This window comes from Pantoea sp. AS142, from assembly GCF_037152305.1.
GTDB lineage: Bacteria > Pseudomonadota > Gammaproteobacteria > Enterobacterales > Enterobacteriaceae > Pantoea.
In genome coordinates, this window is the sequence record NZ_JBBCMO010000004.1 from 181,420 (window position 1) to 208,129 (window position 26,710).

The 26,710-nt window shown below is 55.7% G+C and carries 24 protein-coding genes, 1 tRNA gene and 1 pseudogene; 16 read left to right on the top strand and 10 right to left on the bottom strand.

Annotation, left to right across the window (positions count from 1 at the left end; genetic code table 11):
* Positions 1-4: 4 nt before the first annotated feature.
* From cutA to WFO64_RS10330, 9 genes are all read left to right on the top strand, one after another.
* Complete coding sequence (gene cutA, locus WFO64_RS10290; protein WP_337011312.1) at positions 5-319, top strand: divalent cation tolerance protein CutA; 315 nt, start codon at positions 5-7, stop codon at positions 317-319.
* On the top strand, positions 295-1,995 hold the full coding sequence (locus WFO64_RS10295) for a protein-disulfide reductase DsbD (protein WP_337011314.1): 1,701 nt from the start codon (positions 295-297) through the stop codon (positions 1,993-1,995). Before cutA ends, WFO64_RS10295 begins: the two co-directional genes overlap by 25 nt.
* A 64-nt stretch (positions 1,996-2,059) precedes the next feature.
* A complete protein-coding gene (dicD, locus tag WFO64_RS10300; protein ID WP_337011316.1) occupies positions 2,060-2,635 on the top strand; it encodes a division control transcriptional repressor DicD in 576 nt (191 codons plus the stop codon).
* A 107-nt stretch (positions 2,636-2,742) separates the two neighbouring features.
* Positions 2,743-2,818: transfer RNA gene (locus tag WFO64_RS10305), tRNA-Phe, on the top strand.
* A 972-nt stretch (positions 2,819-3,790) separates the two neighbouring features.
* Complete coding sequence (locus tag WFO64_RS10310) at positions 3,791-4,375, top strand: fimbrial protein (RefSeq protein WP_337011318.1); 585 nt, start codon at positions 3,791-3,793, stop codon at positions 4,373-4,375.
* Between the two features lie 51 nt (positions 4,376-4,426).
* Positions 4,427-5,107 (top strand): fimbrial biogenesis chaperone, encoded by a 681-nt coding sequence (locus tag WFO64_RS10315; RefSeq protein ID WP_337011320.1) that lies wholly within the window; start codon positions 4,427-4,429, stop codon positions 5,105-5,107.
* A gap of 20 nt (positions 5,108-5,127) precedes the next feature.
* The gene (locus WFO64_RS10320; protein ID WP_337011322.1) at positions 5,128-7,656 is read left to right on the top strand and encodes a fimbria/pilus outer membrane usher protein; all 2,529 of its coding nucleotides are present in this window, start codon (positions 5,128-5,130) and stop codon (positions 7,654-7,656) included.
* The gene (locus tag WFO64_RS10325; protein WP_337011324.1) at positions 7,647-8,165 is read left to right on the top strand and encodes a fimbrial protein; all 519 of its coding nucleotides are present in this window, start codon (positions 7,647-7,649) and stop codon (positions 8,163-8,165) included. Before WFO64_RS10320 ends, WFO64_RS10325 begins: the two co-directional genes overlap by 10 nt.
* Complete coding sequence (locus WFO64_RS10330) at positions 8,162-9,178, top strand: fimbrial protein (protein ID WP_337011326.1); 1,017 nt, start codon at positions 8,162-8,164, stop codon at positions 9,176-9,178. The genes WFO64_RS10325 and WFO64_RS10330 overlap by 4 nt, the downstream gene beginning before the upstream one ends.
* Positions 9,179-9,312: 134 nt before the next feature.
* On the opposite strand, the pseudogene WFO64_RS10335 reads toward WFO64_RS10330, so the two are convergent.
* Positions 9,313-9,591 (bottom strand): annotated as a pseudogene (locus WFO64_RS10335) (gfo/Idh/MocA family oxidoreductase); the annotation flags it as partial.
* Here WFO64_RS10335 and WFO64_RS22570 point away from each other — a divergent pair.
* The 3 genes from WFO64_RS22570 (at position 9,554) to WFO64_RS10345 (ending at position 11,002) form a co-directional block, all read left to right on the top strand.
* Positions 9,554-9,772, top strand: a complete 219-nt coding sequence (locus tag WFO64_RS22570) for a hypothetical protein (RefSeq protein ID WP_442956146.1) — start codon at positions 9,554-9,556, stop codon at positions 9,770-9,772. The pseudogene WFO64_RS10335 and the gene WFO64_RS22570 overlap by 38 nt on opposite strands.
* A gap of 62 nt (positions 9,773-9,834) precedes the next feature.
* Complete coding sequence (gene yghU, locus WFO64_RS10340; protein WP_337011328.1) at positions 9,835-10,698, top strand: glutathione-dependent disulfide-bond oxidoreductase; 864 nt, start codon at positions 9,835-9,837, stop codon at positions 10,696-10,698.
* A 10-nt stretch (positions 10,699-10,708) separates the two neighbouring features.
* On the top strand, positions 10,709-11,002 hold the full coding sequence (locus WFO64_RS10345) for a DUF1330 domain-containing protein (RefSeq protein ID WP_003855645.1): 294 nt from the start codon (positions 10,709-10,711) through the stop codon (positions 11,000-11,002).
* 30 nt (positions 11,003-11,032) lie between these two features.
* On the opposite strand, the gene WFO64_RS10350 is transcribed toward WFO64_RS10345, so the two are convergent.
* Both WFO64_RS10350 and WFO64_RS10355 read right to left on the bottom strand, forming a co-directional pair.
* The gene (locus WFO64_RS10350) at positions 11,033-12,127 is read right to left on the bottom strand and encodes a YncE family protein (RefSeq protein ID WP_337011330.1); all 1,095 of its coding nucleotides are present in this window, start codon (positions 12,125-12,127) and stop codon (positions 11,033-11,035) included.
* Positions 12,128-12,328: 201 nt separating this feature from the next.
* On the bottom strand, positions 12,329-13,279 hold the full coding sequence (locus WFO64_RS10355) for a LysR family transcriptional regulator (protein ID WP_337011332.1): 951 nt from the start codon (positions 13,277-13,279) through the stop codon (positions 12,329-12,331).
* A gap of 64 nt (positions 13,280-13,343) precedes the next feature.
* Here WFO64_RS10355 and WFO64_RS10360 point away from each other — a divergent pair, with 64 nt between their 5' ends.
* Positions 13,344-14,414, top strand: a complete 1,071-nt coding sequence (locus WFO64_RS10360; protein ID WP_337011334.1) for a tartrate dehydrogenase — start codon at positions 13,344-13,346, stop codon at positions 14,412-14,414.
* A 1-nt stretch (position 14,415) separates the two neighbouring features.
* Here WFO64_RS10360 and WFO64_RS10365 read toward each other — a convergent pair whose 3' ends face one another.
* The 4 genes from WFO64_RS10365 to WFO64_RS10380 all read right to left on the bottom strand — a co-directional run bounded on the left by WFO64_RS10365 (position 14,416) and on the right by WFO64_RS10380 (position 18,927).
* On the bottom strand, positions 14,416-15,747 hold the full coding sequence (locus WFO64_RS10365; RefSeq protein ID WP_337011335.1) for a glycoside hydrolase family 28 protein: 1,332 nt from the start codon (positions 15,745-15,747) through the stop codon (positions 14,416-14,418).
* Positions 15,748-15,850: 103 nt separating this feature from the next.
* Positions 15,851-16,666 (bottom strand): carbohydrate ABC transporter permease, encoded by an 816-nt coding sequence (locus WFO64_RS10370; RefSeq protein ID WP_337011336.1) that lies wholly within the window; start codon positions 16,664-16,666, stop codon positions 15,851-15,853.
* Positions 16,666-17,538 (bottom strand): carbohydrate ABC transporter permease, encoded by an 873-nt coding sequence (locus tag WFO64_RS10375; protein ID WP_337011338.1) that lies wholly within the window; start codon positions 17,536-17,538, stop codon positions 16,666-16,668. Before WFO64_RS10375 ends, WFO64_RS10370 begins: the two co-directional genes overlap by 1 nt.
* Before the next feature lie 57 nt (positions 17,539-17,595).
* Complete coding sequence (locus WFO64_RS10380; protein WP_337011340.1) at positions 17,596-18,927, bottom strand: extracellular solute-binding protein; 1,332 nt, start codon at positions 18,925-18,927, stop codon at positions 17,596-17,598.
* A gap of 550 nt (positions 18,928-19,477) precedes the next feature.
* Here WFO64_RS10380 and WFO64_RS10385 point away from each other — a divergent pair.
* Together WFO64_RS10385 and WFO64_RS10390 are read left to right on the top strand one after the other, a co-directional pair.
* Positions 19,478-20,077, top strand: a complete 600-nt coding sequence (locus WFO64_RS10385) for a GNAT family N-acetyltransferase (RefSeq protein ID WP_337011342.1) — start codon at positions 19,478-19,480, stop codon at positions 20,075-20,077.
* A gap of 12 nt (positions 20,078-20,089) precedes the next feature.
* Positions 20,090-21,181 (top strand): ABC transporter ATP-binding protein, encoded by a 1,092-nt coding sequence (locus WFO64_RS10390; protein WP_337011344.1) that lies wholly within the window; start codon positions 20,090-20,092, stop codon positions 21,179-21,181.
* A gap of 43 nt (positions 21,182-21,224) precedes the next feature.
* Here the strand turns inward: WFO64_RS10390 and WFO64_RS10395 are convergent, their stop codons facing one another.
* Entirely contained in the window at positions 21,225-22,343 is a 1,119-nt protein-coding gene (locus tag WFO64_RS10395; protein WP_337011346.1) for an ROK family transcriptional regulator, read from the bottom strand.
* A 40-nt stretch (positions 22,344-22,383) separates the two neighbouring features.
* Positions 22,384-23,268, bottom strand: coding sequence for a BadF/BadG/BcrA/BcrD ATPase family protein (locus WFO64_RS10400; RefSeq protein ID WP_337011348.1), 885 nt, complete (start codon positions 23,266-23,268; stop codon positions 22,384-22,386).
* Positions 23,269-23,536: 268 nt separating this feature from the next.
* Here WFO64_RS10400 and WFO64_RS10405 point away from each other — a divergent pair, with 268 nt between their 5' ends.
* On the top strand, positions 23,537-24,694 hold the full coding sequence (locus WFO64_RS10405) for a Gfo/Idh/MocA family protein (RefSeq protein ID WP_337011350.1): 1,158 nt from the start codon (positions 23,537-23,539) through the stop codon (positions 24,692-24,694).
* A 386-nt stretch (positions 24,695-25,080) separates the two neighbouring features.
* On the opposite strand, the gene WFO64_RS10410 is transcribed toward WFO64_RS10405, so the two are convergent.
* A complete protein-coding gene (locus WFO64_RS10410) occupies positions 25,081-26,322 on the bottom strand; it encodes an MFS transporter (protein WP_337011352.1) in 1,242 nt (413 codons plus the stop codon).
* Between the last annotated feature and the right edge of the window lie 388 nt (positions 26,323-26,710).

The window sequence follows — 26,710 nt, forward strand, 5'->3', positions numbered from 1 at the left end:
CAGGATGAATGGTGTCGTGATCCTCTGCACTGCGCCCGATCAGGCGACGGCGCAACACCTTGCTGCCTTAACGCTGGAAGCCAGACTGGCGGCCTGCGTCACACTGCTGCCGGGCGCTACGTCCTGGTATCTCTGGCAGGGAAAAATAGAGCAGAGCAGCGAAGTCCAGATGCTGCTGAAGTGCGACAGCGATCATCAACAGGCGCTGTGTGATTTGCTTAAAGACGCGCATCCTTACGACGTACCCGAATTGCTGGCACTGCCGGTTCAACATGGAGAGAGTGAATACTTGTCATGGCTGCACGCATCTCTCGCTTAATTACGCTCCTGCTGACGCTTTTTATCTGCCTGCAGGCGCACGCATCACTCTTTTCTGACCCGGCGACCAGCCGCTTTGTACCGGTCGATCAGGCGTTTACTTTTGACTTCGACCAGCAGGGCGCGCAGATCAACCTGCACTGGAAAGTGAAATCGGGTTATTACCTCTATCGCCAGCAAATCCACATCACGCCGCAGAACGCGACGATGGCACCTCTCACGCTGCCCGCCGGTCAGCCGCATGAAGATGAGTTCTTTGGCAAAAGTGAGATTTATTCGCAGGAGCTGACGTTGCCGGTGACGCTGCAACAGGCGGCAAGTGGCGCCACGCTCAGCGTCACTTATCAGGGCTGTGCCGCCGCCGGATTCTGTTATCCGCCGGAGACACGCAGTGTCCCGGTGAGTGCGGTGGCAGCCAGCAGCGCACCCGCGCCGGTCAGTGCTCAGCCCGCTCCCGCCAGCCCGCTGCCCTTTTCCCCCCTCTGGGCGCTGCTGATCGGTATCGGCGTGGCGTTTACGCCCTGCGTGCTGCCGATGTATCCGCTGATCTCCGGCATTATCCTTGGCGGACAGCGCCACTTTTCGCTGGGCCGACTGTTTGCGCTGGCCATGGTCTATGTCCAGGGGATGGCGCTGACTTACACGCTATTGGGACTGGTGGTCGCGGCTGCGGGTCTGCGCTTCCAGGCCGGGTTGCAGCATCCCTACGTGCTGTTCACGCTCTCACTACTGTTTATCGGGCTGGCACTGTCGATGTTTGGCCTGTTTACGCTGCAACTTCCCGCCAGCCTGCAAACCCGCCTGACCCTGTGGAGCAATCGTCAGCAGGGGGGATCGCTGCCCGGCGTCTTCCTGATGGGGGCGCTGGCCGGTTTGATCTGCTCGCCCTGCACCACCGCCCCGCTCAGCGCCATTCTGCTTTACATCGCGCAGAGCGGGAATCTGTGGGCCGGTGCCGGGACGCTGTGGCTTTATGCGGTTGGAATGGGATTACCGCTGATCGCCGTAACATTGTTTGGCAACCGGCTGTTGCCGAAAAGCGGCCCGTGGATGCAAACCGTTAAAGAGGGCTTTGGTTTTGTCATCCTGGCGCTGCCGGTGTTCCTGCTGGAGCGGGTACTGGGCGACGCGTGGGGATTGCGCCTCTGGAGCCTGCTCGGCGTAGCGTTCTTTGGCTGGGCGTTTAGCATCAGCCTGCGCGCCAGCAACGCTAAGTGGCGCGTGGTGCAGATTATCATGCTGGCCGCTGCGCTGATCAGCGCACGTCCGTTGCAGGATTGGGCCTTTGCCGGCCCGGCAGCGCAGCATGCTGCGACACCGCTGCCGTTCCATACCCTCCAGACGCCGCAGCAGCTTGATAGCGCGCTGCAGCAGGCCAGAGACCGCATCACTATGGTCGATCTCTACGCAGACTGGTGCGTCGCCTGCAAAGAGTTTGAAAAATATACCTTTAGTGATAGCGCCGTGCGCGATAGCCTGAGTCAGGTACAGCTGCTACAGGCTAACGTCACGGCCAACAGCGCCAGCGACAACGCGCTGTTGCAGCATCTTCAGGTGCTGGGCTTACCGACGATTTTGTTCTTTGATGCGCAGGGCCGCGAAATCGCCGGATCGCGCATCACCGGCTTTCTCAATGCCGCCGACTTTCAGGCGCATTTGCAGAAACTTACCCCGTAAACAACACTGGAGTCAGGTCATTGCCCGGTGAAATAGCCGGGCCTGCTTACCAGAGGAGAGTCACTTGCAGCGTGAACAGATACTCGAGCATGCATTGAATGTGCTTGAACAGAACGGCCTCGCCGCCACCCTCTCATTGGAAACCCTGGCGGGCTCCGAATTAACCTTTGAACAGCTTCAGCTATTCTGGCCCGACCGTGACGCCCTGCTCTACGATGCGCTGCGCTATCACGGGCAGCAGATTGATACCTGGCGACGCCAGATCCTGCTGGATGAGTCGCTGTCGCCCGACCAAAAGCTGATGGCACGCTATGAAGTATTGAGTGAGCAGGTCAGCAAAGGACGCTTTCCGGGCTGCCTGTTTATCGCCGCCTGTAGCGTCTACCCGCAGCCCGATCAGCCCATCCATCAACTGGCCGAGCAGCAGAAACGCGGCTCCTGGCAGTTCACCCACGATATTCTGGTGGAGCAGGCGCTGGATAACCCCAGCATGGTGGCCGATCAAATGGAGCTGATTCTCGAAGGCTGTCTCAGCAAGCTGCTGGTAAAGCGCAATGTGCAGGATGTCGCCACAGCCCAGCGGCTGGCGGAAGATGTTTACAGTATCGCGCTGTGCCGTAAAAATGGTGCACTGGCCTGAGGTTTTACCCGCTTTGACTGAAAATCAGGCAATCAGTCACGTTTCCCGGGGTTTTTTAGTGAAAGCCGTTGACGACCCGCGGCCTTTACGGTTTAATGCGCCCCGTTGCCCGAATAGCTCAGTCGGTAGAGCAGGGGATTGAAAATCCCCGTGTCCCTGGTTCGATTCCGGGTTCGGGCACCATATTTAAAGAACCCGCCTCTGGCGGGTTTTTGCTTTTGTGGCGCGAACCGGTTATCAAAGGTTCAATACACGCGCTACATTCTGTGTCTCGCCCAGCGGGCAGCTACGCAATGCAAAAATGCTCCCGGCATTTTTGGATTCAGGCACCAGAATTCAAAATGAACCGATCTCTGATGAGGTCTGTTTTTTGCGTCATAGTTAACGCCAGTATCCGTTACCTCTACCCTGTCTCTAGCCATCCTCCTCAGTTTATGTGCGTCATTCCATTGTTGTCCGACAGACCTGAGTCTCAGGTATACAGCGACAACGTCTAAACCGACTCTCAATTACCCTCTGCTCGCTTCAATGAACTTATCGTCTATAGTCACGGCTATCCCTGCAGAGACGCGGCGATATGCTAGCTATCACCTACAGAAATTGTGCTGATCTCAATTTGTCAGGGCTAGTTCTAGTCTATCCGGCGTTCCAGGATGATTTTTAAACAAAATTGCAAACCATCTTTCCTGATTTTTATAAATGTATATTCTGCGGGCAGGATACATAACATTTTTCTTCTTTAATGGCGACAGAAACACAAATAAAACCCACTCTCAAATGGTGCTGAAATTATTATTCAGCCTGATAAAAAATAATTAACTAATAAACCTTGCTATTTTTATTAAAAAATAAATATTTCATTAACATGCGTTTTTAATATGGAACAATTATTCATCAGAATTTTGGCTATATAATAAAAACCACAGGTGATTTTTTACTTAAATAAATTATAATATCTCCACCTTATTATTAATAAGAGGAAATCACCCCGCATACGTAAAAATACCCTAAGAGAAAGACAAAGAAAAAAGAAACCCTATATAAATACCTCAACAGTAATATTTTCGCATATTTACAGTAAAAAAGATTTTATATTTATTGTCAGTCTTTATATACAAAACATAACAAAGCAAAATCCACAATAAAGGTGATTACATGAAATTAAAATTTAAAAAAAGAGCCCTTCTGGTATTAGGTGTTTCAGCTCTGTTGCCGATGGGTTCAGCTCTGGCGGCAACTACCAGTGGTGGTTCTGTCAACTTTAACGGAAGCGTCGTCACATCTGCCTGCGCCATCAGTGCCAACAGCGCAAATATTAATGTTGATATGGGGGAAGTGCGTACTGCTACGCTGGCCGCTGCAGGCAGTGAAGCAAGCATGGCTAAAACGTTTTCTATCGCCTTTGAGGATTGCGTAATTGCTGATACCTCAGCGTCTACAGATGCAAACCCTATTGCGGCAACCACTGTCGCGGTGACCTTTTCAGGTACGCCAGATGCTAATGATGCCAGGAGCCTGGCAGCCGGTCTGAACGGCGGCTCAGCATCAGCACAGAATGTGGCCATTCGTCTTTATGACGAGCAGGGCAACGTCGTGAAGCTGGGTGAAGCCGCCACAGCGATCCCATTGCGTAAAGGCTCAAATACGCTGAACTTCAGCGCTAAATACTACTCACCAACTGGCAGTGCAACTGCGGGCGATGCCAGTGCAGTTGCCACCTACACAGTAACCTACTCGTAATCGTCATGCCCGGTTTAACGACCGGGCATGAATAGACGTTCAGGAGAAAAAATGCGTTCTTTAAGCTGGGTTTGTCTGGCTACCATATTATGTTCATCAGCGGTCCACGCTGGTGGCGTGGGGTTAGGGGCAACACGTATGATCTACTCCGCTCATTTAAAACAGTCTACCCTTCAGGTGAGAAATACCCATGCGACGGATTCATTTTTGATTCAGTCCTGGATGGAGACGGCCAGCGGTGAGCGCACGCAGGATTTCGTTATTACGCCGCCACTTTATGTTTTAAAGCCGGCAACCGAAAGCGTGATAAAGATTATCTTTAATGGTAAATCTCTGCCGCAGGATCGTGAATCCCTCTACTGGATAACGGTAAAAGCGATTCCACAGCAAACGAAAAATAGTGCAGGTAACTCTCTGCAGTTCGCCTCTGCGAATCGTATTAAGGTATTTTACCGTCCCGCTTCACTTCCGAATAACGCTAACGAAGCATGGAAAAAAGTTACCGGTGAATACAGTGCGGGAAAAATCGTGCTGAGCAACCCAACATCCTATTTCATTACCACGATCAATCTCAAAGTTGACGGTAAGACGGTTAGCCCTGTGATGTTGCCACCTAAATCAAGAATCACGCTGGCGGAGAAATTCAGCCAGGCCACATCGCTGACCTTTCAGACCATCAATGACTACGGTGCATGGACACCTGCAACACGAACGCCGTTGAACCGTAAATAGACTCTTTGAGGAATGCTCGCGTGAAAATGAAAATCGTTTGTGCGGTGGTGGCTTTTAATGCGATGGGGTATACCGTAGCCGCGGAGAGCGATTTGCACTTTAACCCCGCCTTCCTCAATGGCGAGGGTGCGTCAGTAGCTGATCTATCCTGGGTTAATACAGGCAGTGCATTACCGCCAGGCGAATATAATATCAACGTCTATATCAACAAGAACTATGCCTTCACTGGCAATGTCATCTTTGCTGTGGATAAATCAAGTGGGCAGAACGTAACTGCTGCGTGTCTGACGGCCAGTCAGCTTGATGCGCTCGGTGTGGACATGGCACAGGCAGAGGGTGCCAGCCTGCCGCTGGCAAAGCAGTGCTATTTTCTCCACACGCTGTTTCCCGGCAGCAGCACGGACTACGAGCCGCAAACCCTCACGCTCAACATCAGCTTACCGCAGAGCAGGATGCGCAATCTGCCACGCGGCTACATCAGTCCTGAAACCAGGGAGCATGGCATCCACGCCGGGTGGCTGAACTATGTCATTAACGGCTCAAATAACACTTACCAAGGGGATACAAAAAACCGCGATCAGCAGCTGTTTGCCAGCCTGAACAGCGGTATAAACATTGGTGCATGGCGGTTGCGCGACTATACCACGTGGACCAAAGAGACGAATGAGCTGAACCATGTACAGACCTGGCTGCAGCGCGATATTACGGCGCTGGGTGCACAGCTTTACGCTGGAGAAACGTACACCTCAACTCAGGTGTTTGACTCCGTCGGTGTCCGCGGGCTGGCGCTTAAAACTGATGACAACATGCTGCCTGCAAGCCTGAGCGGTTACGCACCCGAAGTCCGGGGAATTGCACGCAGCAATGCCGTCGTCACCGTTCGGCAGAACGGCAATGTTATTTACCAAACCAGCGTGTCGCCCGGGCCTTTTGTGCTCAGCGATCTCTATCCAACCTCTTCTGGTGGTGATTTGTCTGTCACTCTCAAGGAGAGCGATGGCGCCGAAACTCAGTTCAACGTGCCTTTCGCCAGTGTTCCTAATCTGGTTCGAAGCAGCCAGAAAAAATATGCCCTCAGTGCGGGAAAATTCCAGCCGGGTAATAATCAGGATGCGCCGACATTTGCCCAGGGTGAACTCTTTTATGGCTGGCGATATGGCCTGACTTTTTATGGAGGCGCTCAGCTTTCCGATCGTTATCACGGGGTTGCAGCAGGCGTCGGCCAGAACCTGGGCCGTTTGGGTGCCTATTCTCTGGATATAACCCATGCCCAAAGCCAGCTTGCGGATGATAAGCACTACACGGGGGATTCCGTTCGCCTGCGCTATAGCAAACGGCTCAATGACATTGGGACACGCGTGAATTTCTATTCGTTGCGTTACTCCACACAAGGGTTCTATAACCTCAGCGATACCGCTTATAAAAGGATGAGTGGCGGCAAGCGAGAACAAATAGTAGAAGCAGATGGAACTGTTACTACCCGCTATGAAAATGTCTACGACCTTCGGATGTCACGTAAAGCCAGAAACCAGCTGCAGCTATCTCAGCCCATGAACGAATATGGTTCACTGTCACTGTCATGGGACCAGCAAACCTACTGGCATACCTCGAAAACAGCCCAGGGAATCCAGTTTGCGTGGAACACGACCTTCCGATCTGCCTCGCTGGGCGTGAGCTTCCAGCGCAGTACCAGTCTGTATGATGACAGTAAAGATAACATTCTGGCGTTGTCGCTCTCGATACCCTTTGGCGATCCTAAAAATTCGATGCGTGCACGTTTCTCCACCACTCAGGGGAAATCAGCAGGAACGACCTACAGCGGTGGCGTCAGTGGTTATGTGCCTGGACAAGATGAGCTTTATTACAGCGTCAATCAGCGCTACAACGCCCGAAAACAGTATGGCGGCGATACCGCACTGCAATATAAAGACCATCGGGGCCAGTACAACCTGGGTTACAGCTACGGGCATGATGCCCGCAATCTCAGCTACGGCATAAGCGGTGGTGCTGTTTTACACGAAGATGGTTTGACGCTAAGCCAGCCGCTGGGCAATACCAATATTCTGATCAAAGCACCGGGCGCCAGCGAGGTTGCGGTTCTTAATCACCGAAATATTAAAACCGACAGCCGGGGCTATGCGGTGATCCCTTACGCGACGCCTTATCGCGTTAACCGGGTAGGACTCGACACCACGACCACGGGCAATGATGTTGAACTCGATAACGCCATCATTAGCAAAACGCCAACCGACGGCGCACTGGTGCGAGCCATTATCGCCACTCAGCAGGGTGCAAAAGCAATGTTTGTCTTACGCCATAACGGCACGGTATTGCCTTTTGGTACCGTCGTCGCATGGGAAAACAGCGAGGTTAGCAGCATTGTGGGTGATGGTGGCAGCGTCTATTTATCGGGTCTGCCACTGAAAGGCACGCTTAACGCGGTGTGGGGCAAAAACAATACGGCACGCTGTTCTGTTCACTACCAGTTCAATAAGCAGGATTTCAATGCCCGCACGGGCCTCTATACGCAGGAGGGAGTATGTCAGTGACAAAGCGTCTCGTGTCTATCTTCCTTTTTTTTGCCTGCTCGTTGCCGGTGCGTGGCTACGACGTGCTGGTTTCGGTAACGGGTAATCTGATCGCTAACACGTGTGTAGTGGCCGCCGATTCACTGGAGAAAAATGTCCCGCTTGGCGATATCGGCACCAGACAGTTAAGTAAAGCGGGTGCGGTAAGCAATATTAAAACTCCGTTCACGCTCACGCTGGAAGCATGCGGGCCTACCTTTTCAGGCGCGAAGATCCGCTTTAGCGGCTCGCCTGATGATATCGATCCGCGACTGCTCAAAGTGGCAGATGGCGGAGCGACAGGTGTGGCAGTACAAATCCTTGATAAAGATGGAGCGCTTGTCCCCCTGGATACCCAGACGACCGCCTATGGCGTAGCGGGTAACGACAGCGTACAGATGAATTTTTATGCCCGACTAATCGCCACAGGCCCAGACGTTACCGCTGGCGACGTTTCAGCCATCGCCACCTGGACTACGGAGTATCAATGATACGTATTTTACTGCTTCTTGCCTGCTTTCTCACCTCTGACAACGCGCTGGCTATGGACTGGAAATCAGATATCACGCTCTCGCCCCAGCCAATGGAATATTCCGGGCCGGCAGACTCCGTAATGCCAGGTGAAATCATTGGTTCAACCTGGAGCGCAACAATTGACGTAAAGGAAGTGTTCTGGTGCGGACTAATATGGACCTGCGAAAAGGGTACGCTTGAACCCTCTCCATCGGCAATATCCAGCGGCATGACCGTCACCGTTGATGGTATAAATTACACCATTTTCGAAACGGGTATACCTGGCGTAGGCTACATTATTGGTCTCAAGGATTTTAATGGTTCGGAATATATTCCATTGCAAACGGGTATCACTCAGAGCTATCCGGCCGCCGGTACGAATGACCGTGCCACGATGCTGGGCTGGTCAGCAAAAGTGACATTTATTAAAACAGGAATAGCGTTGAAGTCGGGCCTCTATACAACGCCAACGATCCATGCTGCAATTCTGACGGCCTACAATAATGAAACCAAAACAGCGCAGGTAATCATTAACCCCGTCACCATCACGGTAGCTGCCAGCAGCTGTACGGTTGACACCAAAAGTGCGAACGTCGATCTGGGCACTCTGGATATTCGCACACTTTCAACCGTGGGTAGCACCTCACCTTCGGGAGCATTCAACGTCACGCTTACATGTGATCAAAACATCGCGGTGAATGCGGTCATGACCGACCAGACTACCCCGTCCAACAGTTCATCGGTTGTGACACTGACGGGCGACTCTACCGCTTCGGGCGTGGGCGTACAGTTCTTCTACAATGGTAGCGGTCCCCTGAGTATGGGCCCGGACAGTTCGGCTGATGGCACGCTCAACCAGTTCTTTATCCAGACAACCTCATCGGCAAACCAGGTATTGTCACTGCCCTTCCAGGCGCGGTTTATCCGCACGGGTGATCTGGTGCCCGGAACGGCTAATGCGCTGGCGAGTATTACTTTTTCCTATCAGTAAAAGATCCACCTTCTGAGCAGACCGGCCAGGCAAGGCTGGCTCCCTGAGCCAGCCCGTTTATGACCTGGTCATCGGTGATAGCCGTTCTCACTGAGCAGCGGGCGCGTCCCCCTCTTCCCCGCTAAAGACCCGTTTCAGCACGCTACCCGTACCGCACCGGCATCCGCTGATTTCACACATTGCGCTACCCAGCACATGCCCATTAATCCGGCAGACACATCGGGATACCAAAAATCCTGCAGGAAGCCCTGCCGCGGCGATCGGTGGTATCCATCGCCAGCGCGAAGCGACGATAGAGATTTGACCAGGCCTCAAATAATCCCTCACGGTGTCCGCCACCGATACGTGCGCGGGATAAAATACCCGGAGATACCCATGCCTCGCTCCAGAATGCGCACCGGCCCGCCCTGCACTTACCGGGTCGTGCCTGATGAGCCGGAAATCTGTGAAGAGATGTTCTATCGTTCTATGGAAGAGTGGCAGCCGATCCGGCTCACCTGTCCCTCTTTTATTTACTTTCCCCACACCTTTGCCACGGCTACCCGCCTGACATCTGCCCCCTGCAGCACGCCCTCGCGCAGCCAGCAGAGTTAAACCCCCTTCGCAGCACCTGCTACACTCCAGACCAATACCACACCATAAGGCGAACTTTCATTATGTCGGAAAATGCATATCAGCCCGCAAAAGTCTGGACCTGGGACCCTGAAGCCAAAGGTAACGGCGCTAAAACTAATCGTCCGTTCGCTGGTCCTACCCATGAAAAAGCGTTGCCGGTCGGCAAACACCCTTTACAGCTCTATTCGCTCGGCACGCCTAACGGCCAGAAAGTCACCATCCTGCTGGAAGAACTGCTGGCACTTAACGTCAACGATGCCGAGTATGATGCCTGGCTAATCCGTATCGGCGAAGGCGATCAGTTCTCCAGCGGTTTTGTCGACGTGAACCCGAACTCGAAAATTCCGGCGCTGAGCGACCACGCCGCAACGCCGCCGATTCGGGTATTTGAATCGGGTAACATCCTGCTCTATCTGGCGGAAAAATATGGCTACTTCCTGCCGAAAGATATTGCTGGCCGCACCGAAACCCTGAACTGGCTTTTCTGGCTGCAGGGTTCTGCGCCTTACCTCGGCGGTGGTTTCGGCCATTTCTTTCACTACGCGCCAGAAAAAATTGAGTACGCCATTAACCGCTTCACGCTGGAAGCGAAGCGTCAGCTTGACGTGCTGGATCGTCGGCTGGCAGATCACCGCTATCTGGCCGGTGATGACTACACTATCGCTGATATCGCCACCTGGCCGTGGTACGGCAATATGGTACTGAATGACCAGTATGGCGGTGCCGAATTCCTGGATGTGCAGTCCTATAAAAATGTGGTGCGTTGGGCGAAAGAGATCGCACAGCGTCCTGCCGTCATCCGTGGCCGCAAAGTCAACCGTGTCATGGGCGACCCGGCCGATCAGTTGCATGAGCGTCATGATGCTGCTGACTTCGATACCGAAACCCAGGATAAAAAAGCTTAAGGAGATACCTGTGAGTGCATACGTTGTATTTATTCGTGATAACACCCTGAATCAGGACGAAATGGCGATCTATGCCGAGAAAGCGGGCCAGGCGCGTGGCGATCATCAGATCAATCCTCTCGCCTTTTATGGCGAACTGGAAACGCTGGAAGGACAGGAAGCAGAAGGTGTGGTAATTCTGGAATTCGCGAGCCGGGAAGAAGCACACGCCTGGTATGACAGCCCGGAATATCAGGCTGCTAAAGCGCACCGTCTGAAAGGCGCAAACTATCGCGTGGTGCTGGTAGAAGGTGTGGCTAAGTAAGGATTCAGGCGGCAGTGATGCCGCCTTTTTTTATTGCAGCGTGATACGCGCCACGCCATCCAATCCCTGACTGCTGTGATCGTCATTAAAGCCCTGCTTCAATGTCACGAACAGAGTCTGCCCGTCCGGTGACACCAGCAGGCTGTCTGGATGACTGTCAAATGACCAACTGTTCTTCACCTCATAGGTGGTGCCATCAAGCTGCAGCACCTTTTTCGACTCGCGCTGGCTGATATAAATTTCATTGCGCTTGCCGTTAAATTTAATCCCCAGCGAATCGCCCGGATTCAGACGTTTAATCACCTTGCCGCTGCGCTCATCAAACACCAGCGTATTTTTCGCTTTTGAATTATTCGTAACAAACAGGCGACCGGTCGCCGGATCTTCGGCCATGTTCAGGAACAGATAGGCCTGCCCGTCACCCGCCGTCAGGCGCTGCTCGATTTTCTGAGTACGCGGATTAATGACCAGAATTTCACCGCTGCCGTTCGCCGCGTAAATCCGGTCGCTGACCGGCGAGAAGATGATGCCTGTCACTCCCTTCCCGGCATTTTTTATCCGCGTTTTCAGCGTCAGGGTTTTCGCATCAACCACCCAGATCACACCCGGATCGTCCGTGCCGCCGACATAGAGCAACCCGTCATGCAAAAAGATTTCGCGCGTGCCAGCGGGCAATCCTTTCTCATTTTTATCGTCAAACATCAGGCGCTTCAGCACCTTACCGTTATCAGGATCGATCTTAGAGATACCGCCATCCAGCGTATTGGTGGCGTAGAGTGCGCTGCCGTCAGGCGCGCTGATCAGACCAACGTTTTTCAGGTCGAAGTGCCCCGCGCCGGTGCTTTGCAGCGTGGTGGCATCAAGACGGTAGATCATGCCGCCGCTGATATTTTTGAATCCCTGTGCGCTGGCGACATAGAGGGCGTTTTTTGCTGGCAGATAGGCCATCTCATACAAACCTTCACCCAGCTCGCGCTGAATCAGGTTATCGGGGCTGGAGGGCTGCATCACCACCGGCGCACTGGCATCCGCTTTTTTCGCCGTCGTCTGGCATGCGGTCAGGCTGAAGGTGGTCACCATCGCCAGTGTGAGTGCCGCTGTACGCGGGCTGAACAACGCTTTCATACTTAACTCCCCTATCTGCCTGCTGCTCCCGGCTGGCCGCAACGCAGAGGGCAGGCAGGAAATAAAAAGAATAAGAATCATACGCAGCCGCTAAAACGCTGTAAACGCAGCGGCATGCTGATGCAACCGATTCAGCTTAATGCGGTATATTTATTGTCCGCTGGGGCCTGACCGCGCCAGCACCTGCCTTTTAAAGCCTGACTAATCAACCGATTGCAGATTGCTCTGCAGAAAAGCCACAAACGCGGTAATGCGCGCCGGAAGCTGGCGCTGCGCCTGCCAGACCGCAAAAATATCACCATCGGGTGCCTGCCAGTCGGGTAACACCGTCAGCAGTTCGCCCGTCGCCACACTGTGCTGTGCGTCCCACCAGGAACGCAGCAGAATGCCATGCCCATCCATCGCCAGCCGCATCGCCACTTCACCATCGTTGGTGATCAGGCTGCCGCGCACTTTCTGATTGATGCTCTGTTCACCGCTGGTTAGTCGCCACAGGGTAAAATCGCTATCGTGCTGGCGCAGTAAAATGCAGTTGTGCTGCGCCAGATCACGCACCGTGGCGGGCAGACCATGCCGGGCGGCATAGGCGGGTGAGCAGCAGAGAATGCGAGGATTGGTACGTAGCTTGCGCGCCACCAGCCGTGAATCAGGCGGTTCACCGACGCGAATATCAATATCCATGTGCGCATCAAGAAAATTCAGCGGCTGGCTGCTGAGCGACAGCGACAGCGAGAGCGACAGCGAGAGCTGCGGATGCAGCGCGGCAAAAGCCGAGACGCAGGGCGCAATATGGCGACGACCAAAACCCAATGAGGCATTGATATTAAGTGTGCCGCGCAGCTGGGCGGTTTCACCGCTAACCGCCTCTTCCAGCGCCGCCAGCTGATCCAGCAACGGACGCCCACCCGCCAGATAACGGCGGCCTTCCGGCGTCAGCTCCAGTCGTCGGGTGGTGCGCCGCAGGAGTTGCACACCAAGCCGCTGTTCCAGTTGGCTCAGACGTTTGCTGACCGCCGCCAGCGACAGGCCCAGTTCGCGCGCCGCCGCGGTCAGGCTATCCAGTGCGGCCAGGCGAACAAAGAAGGCTAAGTCATCGGTTGAGGTGCGGGATTCTCTACTTTGATTCAACACTGGATTGCGTTTCAGGCTCATTATTTCCCCGGAATCGACAGTTATACTGCGTACACAATTCGAACATCAACCGGAAAGGTGCCCTGTGACTGACAAAATCCACCGTATTGCCGTGATACCTGGCGACGGCATCGGCAAAGAAGTGATGCCGGAAGGCGTCCGTGTAATGAATGCGGCCGCAGAGAAATTTAACATTCCGCTGCGCTGGGAGTGGTTCGATTACGCCAGCGCCGACTACTGGCAGCAGCACGGCAAAATGCTGCCAGACGACTGGTTCCCACAGCTGAAAACCTTTGATGCGATCTACTTTGGTGCGGTTGGCTGGCCCGATGTGGTGCCCGACCACGTGTCACTGTGGGGCTCGCTGCTGCAGTTCCGCCGGGAGTTCGATCAATACGTCAATCTGCGTCCGGTGCGACTGATGCCGGGCGTCAAAGCGCCGCTGGCGAATCGTCAGCCCGGCGATATTGATTTCTATGTGGTACGTGAAAACACCGAGGGTGAATACTCCAGCGTCGGCGGCACCCTGTTCCCTGGCACCGACCGTGAAGTGGTGATTCAGGAGACGGTGATGACACGCACTGGCGTCGATCGCATCCTGAAATTTGCTTATCAGCTGGCGCAGAGTCGGCCGAAAAAACACCTGACCTCCGCCACCAAATCGAACGGCATTGCCATCACCATGCCTTACTGGGACAGCCGCGTCGAAGCAATGTCCAGCCAGTTCCCGGCGATTCGCGTCGATAAGTATCACATCGATATTCTCACCGCCAACTTCGTGCTGCATCCCGACTGGTTTGATGTGGTGGTGGCCAGCAACCTGTTTGGCGATATCCTCTCCGATCTCGGCCCGGCCTGTACTGGCACCATCGGCATTGCGCCTTCCGCCAATATCAACCCGGAAGGCCTGTTCCCCAGCCTGTTCGAGCCGGTTCACGGTTCTGCGCCCGATATCGCTGGCAAAGGTGTCGCCAATCCCATCGGGCAGATCTGGTGCGGGGCAATGATGCTGGAGCACCTCGGTTACAAAGCGGCGGGTGATGCGGTGTTAGACGCGATTGAACGCACGCTGGCAGCGGGACAGCATCTGACGCGCGACCTCGGCGGCAGCGCCAGCACCGCACAGCTCGGTGCAGCCATCGCCGCCGCGCTGTGAATTAGTCTGATAACTGCACCACGCACTCAGGATGCCAGCCTGGCGGTAACGGCTCCGGGCGTGTTATCACCAGGCTGTGCAGTTGCAGGTTCTCTACCCCGCGCGCAAACAGGCCCGGCAGTCCGCCGGGATAGCGCTCGACGCCAAAAGCTTCGCCGGTTTTCGGGTCAAGTTTGTAGGCGTTATCCAGCCCCATGCCGGTCGGGGAGTCCGGGTTACAGGGCGGCCGCACATCGTAGTATCCCTGTGTAACCTGCGCCACCGTCTGACGCATCTGCAACTGGCTGATCACCACATCGCGTATCCAGCCCGGTTCTGCCGCATACAGGTTAATCGCCCCTTCCGCCACGCCAGTGAGGTTACTGAATTGCACCTGCTCCACGATGCCAGGTGTGATAGCAGGATCACGGCGGCGCACCGAAATATGCAACGGATCGGCTTTGCCCCAGTGACAGGGTGGCGCATGGTGGCAGGCAAAAGTCAGATTGCTGAACAGCAGACGCCGCATCGCGCCGCCGTCACGCGACAGAATGCCGATGCCCCGGTTGGAATCAAAAATAGTGCAGCCGGTTACCGTGACATCTTCCACATCATCCCAGGTCTCGGTGCCGATCTTAAAGGCGCAGCTGTAGCTGCGCAGCAGGCAGTTGGTGATCATAATCTGCCGCGCCGGACGCCGCAGCGCGGCCGGTTTATGGGTGGTTTTAATGCAGATGGCATCATCAGCGGCGCTGAGGTAGCTGTTGCTGACAAACACCGCTTCGCAGCTGTCGATGTCGAGCGCATCGGTATTCGGCATGGTCATGGCGTTGTCGATGGTGAGGTGGTCGATATGCACATGGCGACAGCTCACCAGATGCACTGTCCACATCGGTGCCTGCACAATGGTAAAAGCGGTCAGCGTCACCTGCTCGCAATCCTCAAACACAATAATACGTGGCCGGTCGGCACGCGGCAGACGATAGCCCTGCTCATCCCGCTCAGCGGCAAACCAGGCTTCACCCTCGCCATCGATGCGGCCGGTGCCGCTGATGGTGATATTGCGCTGGCCCAGCGCATAGAGCAGCACGTTGTGGGACTTCTCAGCACAGCTGAGTGCCTGCACCGCCTGGTAGTCTGCCAGCCGCGGACTGGCGATCAGCACCGCACCCGCTTCAAGGTGCAGCTCAAAATCAGAAGGTAGATTCAGGCAGCCGCTGCGATAACGTCCGGCAGGCAGCGTCAGACGGCCACCGCCAGCCGCCGCAATCTGATCCATCGCGCGTTGCAACACGGCCGTGTCCGGGGTTTCGCCATCGGCGACAGGGTGAAAATCAGCAAGGGAAAGGTGCATCGTGCGTCTCCCGCAGGATTGAAGAGGAGGAATTGCAGCACGCTGCGGTGCGACAAACCTTTGTCTGGTCGCCAGTGCGCCATTTCGTGCGGGACTTCACAAATTACTTCACGGCTCCTTCAGTGACGCCGCTGATGAATTTGCGCTGGAAAATCAGGAACACCACGATTAGCGGCATAATCACAATCATCGCGCCCGCCATCAATACCGGAATGTCGATGGTGTTTTTATTCTGGAAAAACATCATGCCAATCGGCAGCGTGCGCAGCTCATCCTTGTTAACCAGAATCAGTGGGATCAGGAACTCATTCCAGGTCCAGATAAACAGCAGCAGCCCCAGCGTTGACAGAGTCGGCCAGATAGCGGGCACCAGAATGCCCCACAGAATTTTGACGCGTGACGCGCCATCCATCACCGCCGCTTCTACCAGCTCTTTCGGCACCTGCTGAAACGCGCTGGCGATCATCAATGTGGTAAAGGGCAGCGACAGGGCGATTTGCGGCAGGATCAGCGCCAGGTAGGTATTGGTCAGCCCCATCCAGCGCAGCTCGTGATAAAGCGGAATGATAAAGGCTTCACTCGGCAGCACCATCCCCAGCGCCAGCAACGCGGCGATCACTTTTTTACCGGGGATCTTCAGCCAGGCAAAACCGAATCCGGCCAGAATGCCCAGCAGCACGCTGAACAGCACCACCGGGATCACCACCAATACGGAGTTGAGGAAGTAGACGTTGAAGTGTCCCTGCTGCCAGGCGGTCAGATAGTTTTTAAAATTCAGCGAGGCGGGCAGCGTGAAGACGCCCTGAAACAGCTCCATCTGGGTTTTAAACGAGGTCATCAGCGCCATCAGAAACGGCAGAATCGTCATCAGCGCCACGATCCAGATCAGCGCGCGTGAAATCACCGGCGTGCTTCGCATCAGTAACGCTCCTTCAAGGCCAGATGGATCAGAGTGTTAATCCCTAAAACAATGATCATGCTGAACACCGCCACCGACGAGGCGTAGCCAAAGTAGTGCAGGTCAAAGCCCTGCTTATACATAAAGATGTTGGTCACCATGGTGGAGGTGCCCGGCCCGCCCTGGGTCATCACATAGACCAGGTCAAAGGCTTTCAGGCTGGCGATCACCGTCAACAGCAGGGCAATCCGCAGCTCGGGCCGCAGGCCTGGCAGCGTGATACGCATAAACTTCTGGCGACGCGACGAGCCATCCAGATCGGCGGCTTCCAGCAGTGACGGGTCCATGCGCTGCAGGCCCGCCATAAACAGCACCAGACAGAAGCCGAAGAAGTACCAGGTGGCAACCAGACCCACGGCGGGCAGCGCCCAGGTGAAATCACCCAGCCAGGAGAGCGCCAGTTGTGGCAGGCCCATCGCGCGTAATATCTGGTCGATCGGCCCAAAGGCCGGATTATAGAGCCAGCGCCACACCACGCCCAGTACCGCCATTGGCATGATGTAGGGCAGGAAAAAGAGAATGCGCAGCACGCTGCGTTCGCTGTTGTTGCGCGTGTCATAAAGGAAGCTGCAGAGCAGCAGGCCGACGCCAATCGGCAACAGGGTATAGAACAGCATCAGGATGGCGTTATTACCCAGCGCAATCCAGAACACCGGATCGCTGAACATCCGCAGATAATTGCTGACGCCGCTAAACACCGGCAGCGAGGTGCCGTCCCATTCGGTAAAACTGATGCCTAGCGAAGCCAGCAGCGGGAACAGCAAAAACGCTGCATAGACCAGCACCGCAGGCAGAACATAGAGAAAATTACGCCAGCCGCTTAAATTCAACATAACCCGACTCGTGGTTCAGAACGATGCTCAGGCCCGGCTGTTCGCCGGACCCCCGGCTTAATGCTTCAGGGTTTTCAGGTAACGCTGATAGTTGTTATCAAAATTCACCACCATCTGGTCGGCGGTCTGACGACCCGCCAGCAGCAGCTGGACGTTCTGATTCAGCTCGGCATTCATGGTCGGTGTTGCCCAGTCTACATAATGGCCCAGACCATCGTAGTCATTGAGCGTAAGCCAGACCTGATACGCCTCCGCCAGCAGTGGATTATCCGCCGGCATGCTGGCCGCTTTGTTGGTGCTGGCCGGCAGGAAGCCCACTTTAAGCCAGCGGTTCGCCATGGCATCCGAGACCATATAGTTGATGAACTTCGCCGCGCCTTCCTGCTGATCCTGGCCTTTGGCGGTGCTGGTAATCGAGAACGCCAGATCGGTTCCGCCCACCATTAGCGGCTGCTTCACGCCTTCACCGGCAGGCATTGCGGCAAAGTGAATATCCTTGTTGTCTTTAAACTGGCCGAGATACCAGGTGCCGCTGACCAGGAAAGCCGCCTGGCCGTTCTGGAACAGTGTCGCCGCGTCGTCGTGACCGATGCCCTGGAAGCCAGGGAAGAAGTATCCTTTGTCGGTCCAGCTCTTCATCATGGTGGCGGCGTTGACCAGCTTGCTGTCTTTGAAGGTGCCGCCCACATCGTAAATCAGATTATCCAGCGTCTTGCGGTCGTGGCTCTCAATCTGCGCCTGCCACAGGGTGCTGAGCAGCTGCTGGCCCATGTTGCCATCCAGCAGGCCCAGCATCATCGGCGCGGTGCCCTGCTGCTTCAGCTTCGCCATGGCACTTTCCAGCTCGGCCAGCGTTTTCGGCACCGCGATGCCCGCTTTATCCAGCAGCGCTTTGTTGTAATAGAGCCCGACCATTTCGCCCAGGCTGGCGACGCCGTAGAGTTTGCCGCTGCCGAACTCGCCGCTGTCTGACCAGCGGTTACGTTTCAGAATCGAGTCCGGAAAGCGGGTGGTCCAGCCGTTGCTGGCCGCATAGCTGTCGAGCGGCAGCAATAGCTTATCTTTAACCAGCGAGCCCATATCGCCACCGCCCTGGTTCACCTGGGCGATTTGCGGGCCATCACCGGCGGTCAGCGCCAGCTTTAGCGGAATGCGCGTATCTTCAAAAGAGTGAACCGAGCGGTTAATTACGATGCCAGGATTTTGCTGTGAAAACTCTTTAATTCCTTCATCCACCGCGGCAGTCTGCTGCGGATAGTTGTAGATGTCCCACTCATTCAGGGTGACGGCGGCGTGGGCAGTATGCGAGACGCTGCCCGCCAGCAGGCCCGCTGCCAGCAGCCGACCCACATTGCGAATTCGGAACGAACAAACGGAGGAAACAGACATTATGCTCACCTTCTTCAGACCAGGATCGGCATCCTTTCTTCTCACCGCCTGACATCCTGCAGGCTGCAGCCGCACACAAAGACACTCACCCATACTTACTTTAATAGAAAAATAAAGTCAAACAGCCTGCCTGGGGAATTGCAACGCTGTGAGCCTGCGCAAATAAACAGCGACATGGCGTGAATTTCAGCACACCGCGCTGGCTTTTACGCTATTAACCGGGTCGGCACGCCGCCAGCGGCTTTTTCTGAAGCAGGAGATACCCGTACGATAATCGCAAAATAAAGCCCTGATAAAACATATGAAAATCCTATCACACTCACACTTATCTCTTTTGAACACCCGTAAAAATGCAACCAACCGCCGCGTTACGGGCGTGTTGGCCTCCACAGTTGAGCATCCTGATGCCGGTAAACGTTGCCGAACCACCTGCGTTAGTGCGATAAGGTAATTATTCTATCTTGAAAACTAAGTCCACTTTCATTAACGTAACTTTCATCTGCGGACCTGTTCACTCCCTGACCCGTTCACTCACTCACGAGAATTCACCATGGCGAATCAAGGTGTCATTCGTCCGGCCACCCCGGCGGACTATCCGGCGCTCTACCGCATCTGCCTGGAAACAGCGGATGCGGGCGGCGATGCCCGCGCGCTCTACTCCGATCCTGACTATCCCGGCCAGCGTTTTGCCGTGCCCTATGCGCGTTTCGCACCTGACTTTGCTTTTGTGCTGGAGCGGGACGGTGAGGTGCAGGGTTACGTGGTTGCGGCACCCGATACCCGTGCATTTGAAACACAGCTTCAGGCCGAATGGTGGCCGCCGCTGCAGGAGAAATATCATCAGCGCAGTGCCAGCGCCCCCCTCGACAGCAAAGTGCTCGACGCAATACGCCAGCCTGAGCAGGCCGCTGAAACCCTGGTGACACAGTGGCCCGCGCATCTGCACATCAATCTGCTGCCAGCGGCACAGAAAGGCGGTTGGGGTAAACGGATGATTGAACATGAGCTGGCGGCGCTGCGTGCCGCCGGTGTCAGCGGTGTCCATCTTGGCGTCAGCCTGCAGAACGAGCAGGTCTGTGCTTTCTATCAGCGCATGGGATTTACCCCCATTCTGCGCAGCAATGCCATCTACATGGGCCAGTTACTCTGAGTGAGGTAGCCGATGACCAGCCTGCGCTTGCAGAATGTGAAGAAATCTTATGAACACGTTAATGTCATTCATGGCATCGATCTGACGATCAACAGCGGCGAATTTGTGGTGTTTGTCGGGCCATCCGGCTGCGGCAAATCGACGCTGCTGCGGATGATCGCCGGGCTGGAGGAGATCAGCAGCGGACAGTTGCTGATTGAGGAGCAGGACATGACGCAGCAGCCCGCTACCGAGCGCGGCATCGCCATGGTGTTTCAGTCTTATGCGCTCTACCCCAACATGACGGTGCGCGGCAACCTTGCCTATCCGCTGGAGGTAATGAAAAAGTCTAAAGCGGAGATCAACCAGGCAATTGCCCGGACGGCCGCCCGCCTGCACCTCACCGAACTGCTTGACCGCCTGCCGCGTGCGCTCTCTGGCGGACAGCGGCAGCGCGTGGCGATTGGCCGGGCGATTATCCGTCATCCGCGTCTCTTCCTGTTTGATGAGCCGCTCTCTAACCTTGATGCAGAGCTGCGTTTACAGATGCGGATTGAGATTGCCCGGCTGCACGCCTCACTGGGCAACACCATGATCTATGTCACCCACGATCAGCTGGAGGCGATGACGCTGGCTGACCGCATAGTGGTGCTGCATCAGGGCCGCATTGAGCAGGTCGGTGCGCCGCTGACGCTCTATCATGACCCGGATAACCTGTTTGTCGCCGGTTTTATCGGTTCGCCAAAGATGAACTTCCTGCGGGCGGAAATCAGTGCTACGGGCGAGGGCGAAGTACAATTGCGGGTGCCGGAACTGAAGATTGAGGGGCTGGTGCTGAAAATCGCCGCCGACTGCCGCGAGGGCCAGACCGTGACGCTGGGCATTCGTCCCGAGCATTTCCAGCCCGCCGCGCAGACGCCAGACGCACAGCGCTTTCACGGCGAGTTGGCCTATGGCGAGATGCTGGGCCACACCAACTATCTCTACCTGGCTATCGGGCGTGAGCAGATGCTGGTGGCAGAAGAGCGTGAGGCGACCACGCGCGATTTGGGTACTCAGGTTGAACTGGGCTTTTCTGCCGCGCATTGCCTGCTGTTTGATGAGCAGGGACTTCGTCTGCGCTAACACAAACGGGCGCCGGGGCGCCCGTTATTATTCAAGAGTTAACTCAGGTAACCGGCTCTTCATCGGCCTGTGCCGCCAGCAAATCCAGCAGCCGGTTGACGGCAAAACCCGCTGCGCCCAGCGCCCACATGCGGTTCGATTCCGTCAGGAACTGCAGCGGCGTCATGTGTGGCGTCAGTTTAAGCCGATAGGCCTGGAAGCTCTGGGTGATATGATCGAGCAAAATGTGTGACGCCATATGCGGCTCCATCGCCAGATAAACCACATCCGGATCGAAGGCCACCGACAGGTTCGCCAGTGAAATCCCCAATTCACGTCCGGCCTCTTCCAGCACCGTCAGCACTTCAGGCGTTGGCCGCTGATCCAGCGCCTGCAACGTCACCCCTTCAACCGGTTCCTGCTCCGCAAGCCGCTGCAGAATAGCGCGCGATGAGGCGACATCCTCCAGCAGCCGCCGTGAGCCGTCACCCACCAGCCCGTTACCAATCTCCCCCGCTTTGCCGTGACGACCGCGGTAGAGCTGACGATTAAGAATGATGCCCGCTCCGATCCCTTTGCCGTAGGTGGCGATCACCGCTGACTGGGCATTACCGAGCTGACCAAACACCAGCGCCGCCATTGCCATGGCGTTGGCGTCATTCTCAATAAAGACCGGCAGCGAGAAGCGTTCTTCCAGCAGGCGCGCAATCGGGACGTTATCCCAGTCGAGCACTTTGGAGCGGATGCAGTAGCCGTTTTCGGCATCGACCAGACCTGACAGGGCCAGGCCAATCGCCCCGACCCGCTTCTCCTCAACACCGCGCAGGAACTTGGCCAGCGCATCGCCGAGCTGGCGCGGCGTCAGCGTGCCTTTCGGCATCTGCTGTTCGCCCAGCAAATTGCCGCTGAGATCGGTCATGACGATCAGGTTACGTTCCGCATTGAGCTGAATGCCAATCACGCTGGCGCGATCGGCATTCAGGCCAAGCAAGGTTTTTGGCCGCCCCATCGACACGCGACGCAGCCCCAGCTCCTGCACAATCTCCTGCGCCAGCAGGCGATTTGTCGCCTGCGATACGGTCGACATGCTCAGTCCGCTGCGAACTTTCAGGTCTGACTGGCTGATCGGCGCATTTTCAACAATCAACCGCAGAATGCGCGCGGTTACGTTGGGAGCGGTCATAAATTCCTCGGGTTATCTGGCTGAGAAGGCTCGGCCAGCTTCAGATCGGTAATCGGACAGGCGTCAGTTGCTGCGCAAGTATCAGCGCCCCGCTCAGGGCATCGCCCTGCGGCGTCATCAGCCGGGCCTGAATATCGTCATCCAGCCAGCGCTGAATCGGTTTGGCCAGCCCGCCCATCAGCGCCACAGATCCACGGCTTAACGCAATCAGACGGCGTACCATCAGGCCGACATCGGCTGCGGTCTGTTGCAGCAGATCCTGTGCGTGACGATCGCCCGCGTCGGCGGCCGCAAAAACCTGGGGCACCATGCGGGCCCAGTCTGCAGGGGTGGCTGAGCGCGTCCAGAGCAGCATGGCTTCCGGGCTGTCGTTGAACTGTGCCATCAACTGCCGGGTAAATGCACTCTGCGAAATAATCGCCTCATGGGCCAGCAGCGCCAGGCGCAGCGCACGACGGCCCAGTTCAGCGCCCGATCCCTGGTCAGACAAGGCAAAGCCCCAGCCGCCAAGCAGTGTAAAACGTTCGCCATCCCAGGCGGCTCCCTGACTGCCAGTGCCGATGATGAAAACAGCACCAGGTGCGCCGCTGTGCGCGCCCGCACAGGCGATCTCGACATCGCTGATCACCTGTAATGCTGCGCAGGCGGGCTGCCAGCTGGCGAGCCGCGCCTGAACTGAGGCGACATTCGCACCGGCTAATCCAGCGACCAGCGCGATTTGCGCTAACGTCTCCGGCGCTAATCCCGCCTGTGACAAGACCCGATCAATCAATTGCCCGACGCAGATTAGCGCCGCGTCATAGTCTGACCAGACGTTGGCAGGGCCGCCGGAGGCTTCCGCCAGCACGCGACCCTGCAGGTTGGTCAACCGCGCGCGACACTGTGTACCGCCGCCATCAATGCCCAGGAGATAGTGTGGTTGCACGCGCTTCCTTCCCGATTTTGGGTTATAGCCCTAATGAGCGAACGATAGGATAAAAAAACTTAAATCGCAATAACAAATAAATATGGCAAAAACATATCGACATTTTTATTTAATTTACATGATGATAACAAAAAGCGCTCCGCAAAACGCGGTGTGCGTTATTGACATTAGTTTTTCTGTCGTAATAAGTTGATGGTCAGATTATCAACAGCCGTGTCCGATCACCGGCGGGCTATGCATCATCCGATTTCAGGAGCAGGGGTTTAACATGAAAGTAGGCATTATCGGTCTCGGCTTTCGTCTGTCCCACGTGATCAAAGAGTTCAGCAACGCCGACGACGCCTTCTCGGTAGTGGGTTATTACGACCCGGCCCCAGCCGGACTGCCTAATCTGCACAGCTTTGGTATCGCCCCCGGCCACGCCTTTGCATCCATCGACGCCCTGCTGGAGCAGGGCGGCATGGATGTGGTGCTGGTTGGATCACCCAACTTTCTGCATCTGGAGCATGTAGGTCAGGCGCTGGCGGCGGGTTACACGGTGTTTACCGAAAAGCCGGTGGTGATCAATGAAGAGCAGACCATGGAGATGGCGAAGCTGGTGCGTCAGTATGGCGAGGCACGCATTCTGGTCGGTCTGGTGCTACGCTATTCACCGCTTTATCACGATCTGCTGGCGGCGCGCGATGCTGGCCAACTGGGTGAGATCACCTCGATTGAGGCGACAGAACATATCAAGCCTTATCACGGCGCGTTCTTCCAGCGCGACTGGCGACGTCTGGAGAAATATGCCGGTCCCTACATTCTGGAAAAGTGCTGCCACGACATTGATCTCTATCAGGGCCTGTTACAACAGCGCCCGATCCGCGTCGCAAGCTTTGGTGGCCGAAAATCCTTTACCCCCGCTCATGCGCCGCAGGGTGCTATTACCGCTGACTCAGAGCTCTATCATGTAAAACCCAGCGGCTGGTCGAGCACCGATGCGGTGTTCGACAGCGATGCCGATATTGTCGACTACCAGACAGCCCTGATTGAGTACGAGGCCGGCGCGACGCTCGCCTTCCACGCCAACCTGAATGTGCCAGATGAGTTCCGCCGTTTCTGTGTGATGGGCACCGACGGCATGGCGGAAGGCGACTTCGTGCGTAACTACTTCCGCGTACATAACGCGCGTAGCGGTGAGAAAGAGGTCGATACCGCCTACAGCGGTAATGCTTATGACGGCCATTACGGCGCAGATGCGCTGATGGCAGAAGAGATCGTTAAACATATTAATCAGGGAACACCGCTGAAAGTTTCAGTAGTGGACGCGCTGGAAGCGGGCCTCACCGCCATTAAAATCGATGAGGCGCGCAAAACCCGCAGCGTAGTGGACATGCGTGAAAGCTGGCTAACATTTGACGCCAACCTGGGAAAAACCGGGGCCTGATGGCTCCAGCCTGTGGGTCGGCCTCCCCTGCCGACGCCGGGATTAAAATGGCAGTATGACTGGTCGCTTCCTGAACTGGCCTTCGGGCCAGTTTCAATATTAATGTTACGCTGGCTCGGGAAACCTATTCCAGCGCCCACTCAATAACCGCTCCCTAACCCACCGCTCCGCAGGTTCCGGTCGCTTACCTACTCAAAGCGAGGGGTACATACGCCTGGCGCAAAGCAACGTTGGCCCGGCTACGGGCGCACCTCAGGGATGAGGTGCGTAATCGCCCGCGCTAAGCCTTGCCTTAGAGGGCGATTTTGCGTCTTTGCGAAAGGCGAATGCCTCTGAGCCTGCTCCAGGTTCAGACCCGTTCGCCCCAACCAACCCCAACGCCAGTTCTAAACCACATCAACCTCATTCTCCAGTTTCTGACGCCGCCGCAGATGCGGAAACAACTTCATCCACATCGCCACCACAACCAGCGTGCCGATGCCGCCAATTGCCGCCGCAGGCGCCGCGCCCAGCCAGGCCGCCAGCAGCCCCGACTCAAACTCACCCAGCTGATTCGACGTATTAATAAAAATAGCGTTAACCGCATTCACCCGCCCGCGCAGGGTATCCGGTGTATCCAGCTGCACCAGCGCACCCCGAATCACCATACTCACCATATCAAAGCCACCCAGCGCACAGAGCGCCACCAGCGACAGCCATAGCTGCGTGGAGAGCGCGAACACCAGCGTGGCAACGCCAAAGCCCGCCACCGCCCCGAACATAATCATCCCGACATGCTTTTCCAGCTTGTGACGGCTCAGCCACACGCCCACCAGCAATGCACCTACCGACGGGGCGCCGCGCAGCATCCCCAATCCCCACGGCCCGGTATGCAGAATATCTTTGGCAAAAATCGGCAGCAGCGCCGTCGCGCCGCCCAACAACACCGCGAACAGATCAAGCGAAATCACGCCAAGCACATCTTTGCGCTCGCGGATAAAGTGAATCCCGGCAAACAGATTTTTCATGCTCATTGGCAGTCGGGTCTGCACCGGTCGCGCATAGCGCAGCAGACTCACCAGCGTCAGCGAAATCAAATAAAACAGCCCGGAAACGCCATACACTACATGCGGTCCGGCGACGTAAAGCAGCCCGCCCATCGTCGGCCCGACAATCACCGCCGCCTGACCGCCCACCGAATTCATCGCCATGGCACGCGCCAGAATTGAGGGCGGCACCAGCGACGGCAACATCGAGGACATCGCGGGCCACTCCAGCGCCTTCGCCACCGCAATCATAAACACCAGCCCCCACAGGGCGGTCTTATCGGCGTGATGGAATAAGGTAAGCACCGCTAATGCCAGCAGTGCGGCAAATTCCACCAACTGACCCAACAGCACAATGCGCCGCCGGTCATATTGATCTGCCAGATGACCCGCAGGCAGCGCCAGCAATACTGACGGCAGAAACTGCATCAGGCCAATCATCCCTAACGCCATTGCGCTGTTGGTCAACGCATAGATCTGCCAGCTGATCGCCACCGAGAACATCTGAAAACCAAATGATGAGCAGGTACGCGCCAGCCAGAAGGCGACAAATGTCCGATGTCGCCACAGCGACTCTTCCGCCGTCGATGCCATAAATCCCATGTCTTATCCCAAATCAGGTGAGGAAACCCGCGTCGTTGCGCGGTGTTATTGGTGTGATTGTTGATGACTCTACGTTAACAGACTGATTGAGACCAGAATACCTGCGGCTCCCGCCCTGCCTCCCTGTACGACAAACCGTCCCCCTGTCCGGCGAAGGCGTCTCAGCCCCCTCCTGATTATTACCAGCCTATTGGTCCCTGGCATTGAATATATTTCAGCACATTATCAGATGCCAAAGTAATTATCTTCTCTTTGCTAATAGGTTTATTTACTTTCTCAGGCAACAAAAGGATGCTTTGAATTAAGCAGATGATCTATATTTATTCACGCGTTTAAAAAAATGCGACTTTTTATATGATTAATTATCAACAAATCCTTTTTTATTGCA

Bases quoted from the DNA above. Each gene is read 5' to 3' on its own strand.
- cutA (WP_337011312.1), top strand. From the start codon at position 5: ATGAATGGTGTCGTGATCCTCTGCACTGCGCCCGATCAGGCGACGGCG.
- WFO64_RS10295 (WP_337011314.1), top strand. From the start codon at position 295: ATGGCTGCACGCATCTCTCGCTTAATTACGCTCCTGCTGACGCTTTTT.
- WFO64_RS10310 (WP_337011318.1), top strand. From the start codon at position 3,791: ATGAAATTAAAATTTAAAAAAAGAGCCCTTCTGGTATTAGGTGTTTCA.
- WFO64_RS10315 (WP_337011320.1), top strand. From the start codon at position 4,427: ATGCGTTCTTTAAGCTGGGTTTGTCTGGCTACCATATTATGTTCATCA.
- WFO64_RS10325 (WP_337011324.1), top strand. From the start codon at position 7,647: ATGTCAGTGACAAAGCGTCTCGTGTCTATCTTCCTTTTTTTTGCCTGC.
- WFO64_RS10330 (WP_337011326.1), top strand. From the start codon at position 8,162: ATGATACGTATTTTACTGCTTCTTGCCTGCTTTCTCACCTCTGACAAC.
- WFO64_RS22570 (WP_442956146.1), top strand. From the start codon at position 9,554: ATGCCTCGCTCCAGAATGCGCACCGGCCCGCCCTGCACTTACCGGGTC.
- yghU (WP_337011328.1), top strand. From the start codon at position 9,835: ATGTCGGAAAATGCATATCAGCCCGCAAAAGTCTGGACCTGGGACCCT.
- WFO64_RS10350 (WP_337011330.1), bottom strand. From the start codon at position 12,127: ATGAAAGCGTTGTTCAGCCCGCGTACAGCGGCACTCACACTGGCGATG.
- WFO64_RS10355 (WP_337011332.1), bottom strand. From the start codon at position 13,279: ATGAGCCTGAAACGCAATCCAGTGTTGAATCAAAGTAGAGAATCCCGC.
- WFO64_RS10365 (WP_337011335.1), bottom strand. From the start codon at position 15,747: ATGCACCTTTCCCTTGCTGATTTTCACCCTGTCGCCGATGGCGAAACC.
- WFO64_RS10370 (WP_337011336.1), bottom strand. From the start codon at position 16,666: ATGCGAAGCACGCCGGTGATTTCACGCGCGCTGATCTGGATCGTGGCG.
- WFO64_RS10375 (WP_337011338.1), bottom strand. From the start codon at position 17,538: ATGTTGAATTTAAGCGGCTGGCGTAATTTTCTCTATGTTCTGCCTGCG.
- WFO64_RS10380 (WP_337011340.1), bottom strand. From the start codon at position 18,927: ATGTCTGTTTCCTCCGTTTGTTCGTTCCGAATTCGCAATGTGGGTCGG.
- WFO64_RS10385 (WP_337011342.1), top strand. From the start codon at position 19,478: ATGGCGAATCAAGGTGTCATTCGTCCGGCCACCCCGGCGGACTATCCG.
- WFO64_RS10390 (WP_337011344.1), top strand. From the start codon at position 20,090: ATGACCAGCCTGCGCTTGCAGAATGTGAAGAAATCTTATGAACACGTT.
- WFO64_RS10395 (WP_337011346.1), bottom strand. From the start codon at position 22,343: ATGACCGCTCCCAACGTAACCGCGCGCATTCTGCGGTTGATTGTTGAA.
- WFO64_RS10405 (WP_337011350.1), top strand. From the start codon at position 23,537: ATGAAAGTAGGCATTATCGGTCTCGGCTTTCGTCTGTCCCACGTGATC.
- WFO64_RS10410 (WP_337011352.1), bottom strand. From the start codon at position 26,322: ATGGGATTTATGGCATCGACGGCGGAAGAGTCGCTGTGGCGACATCGG.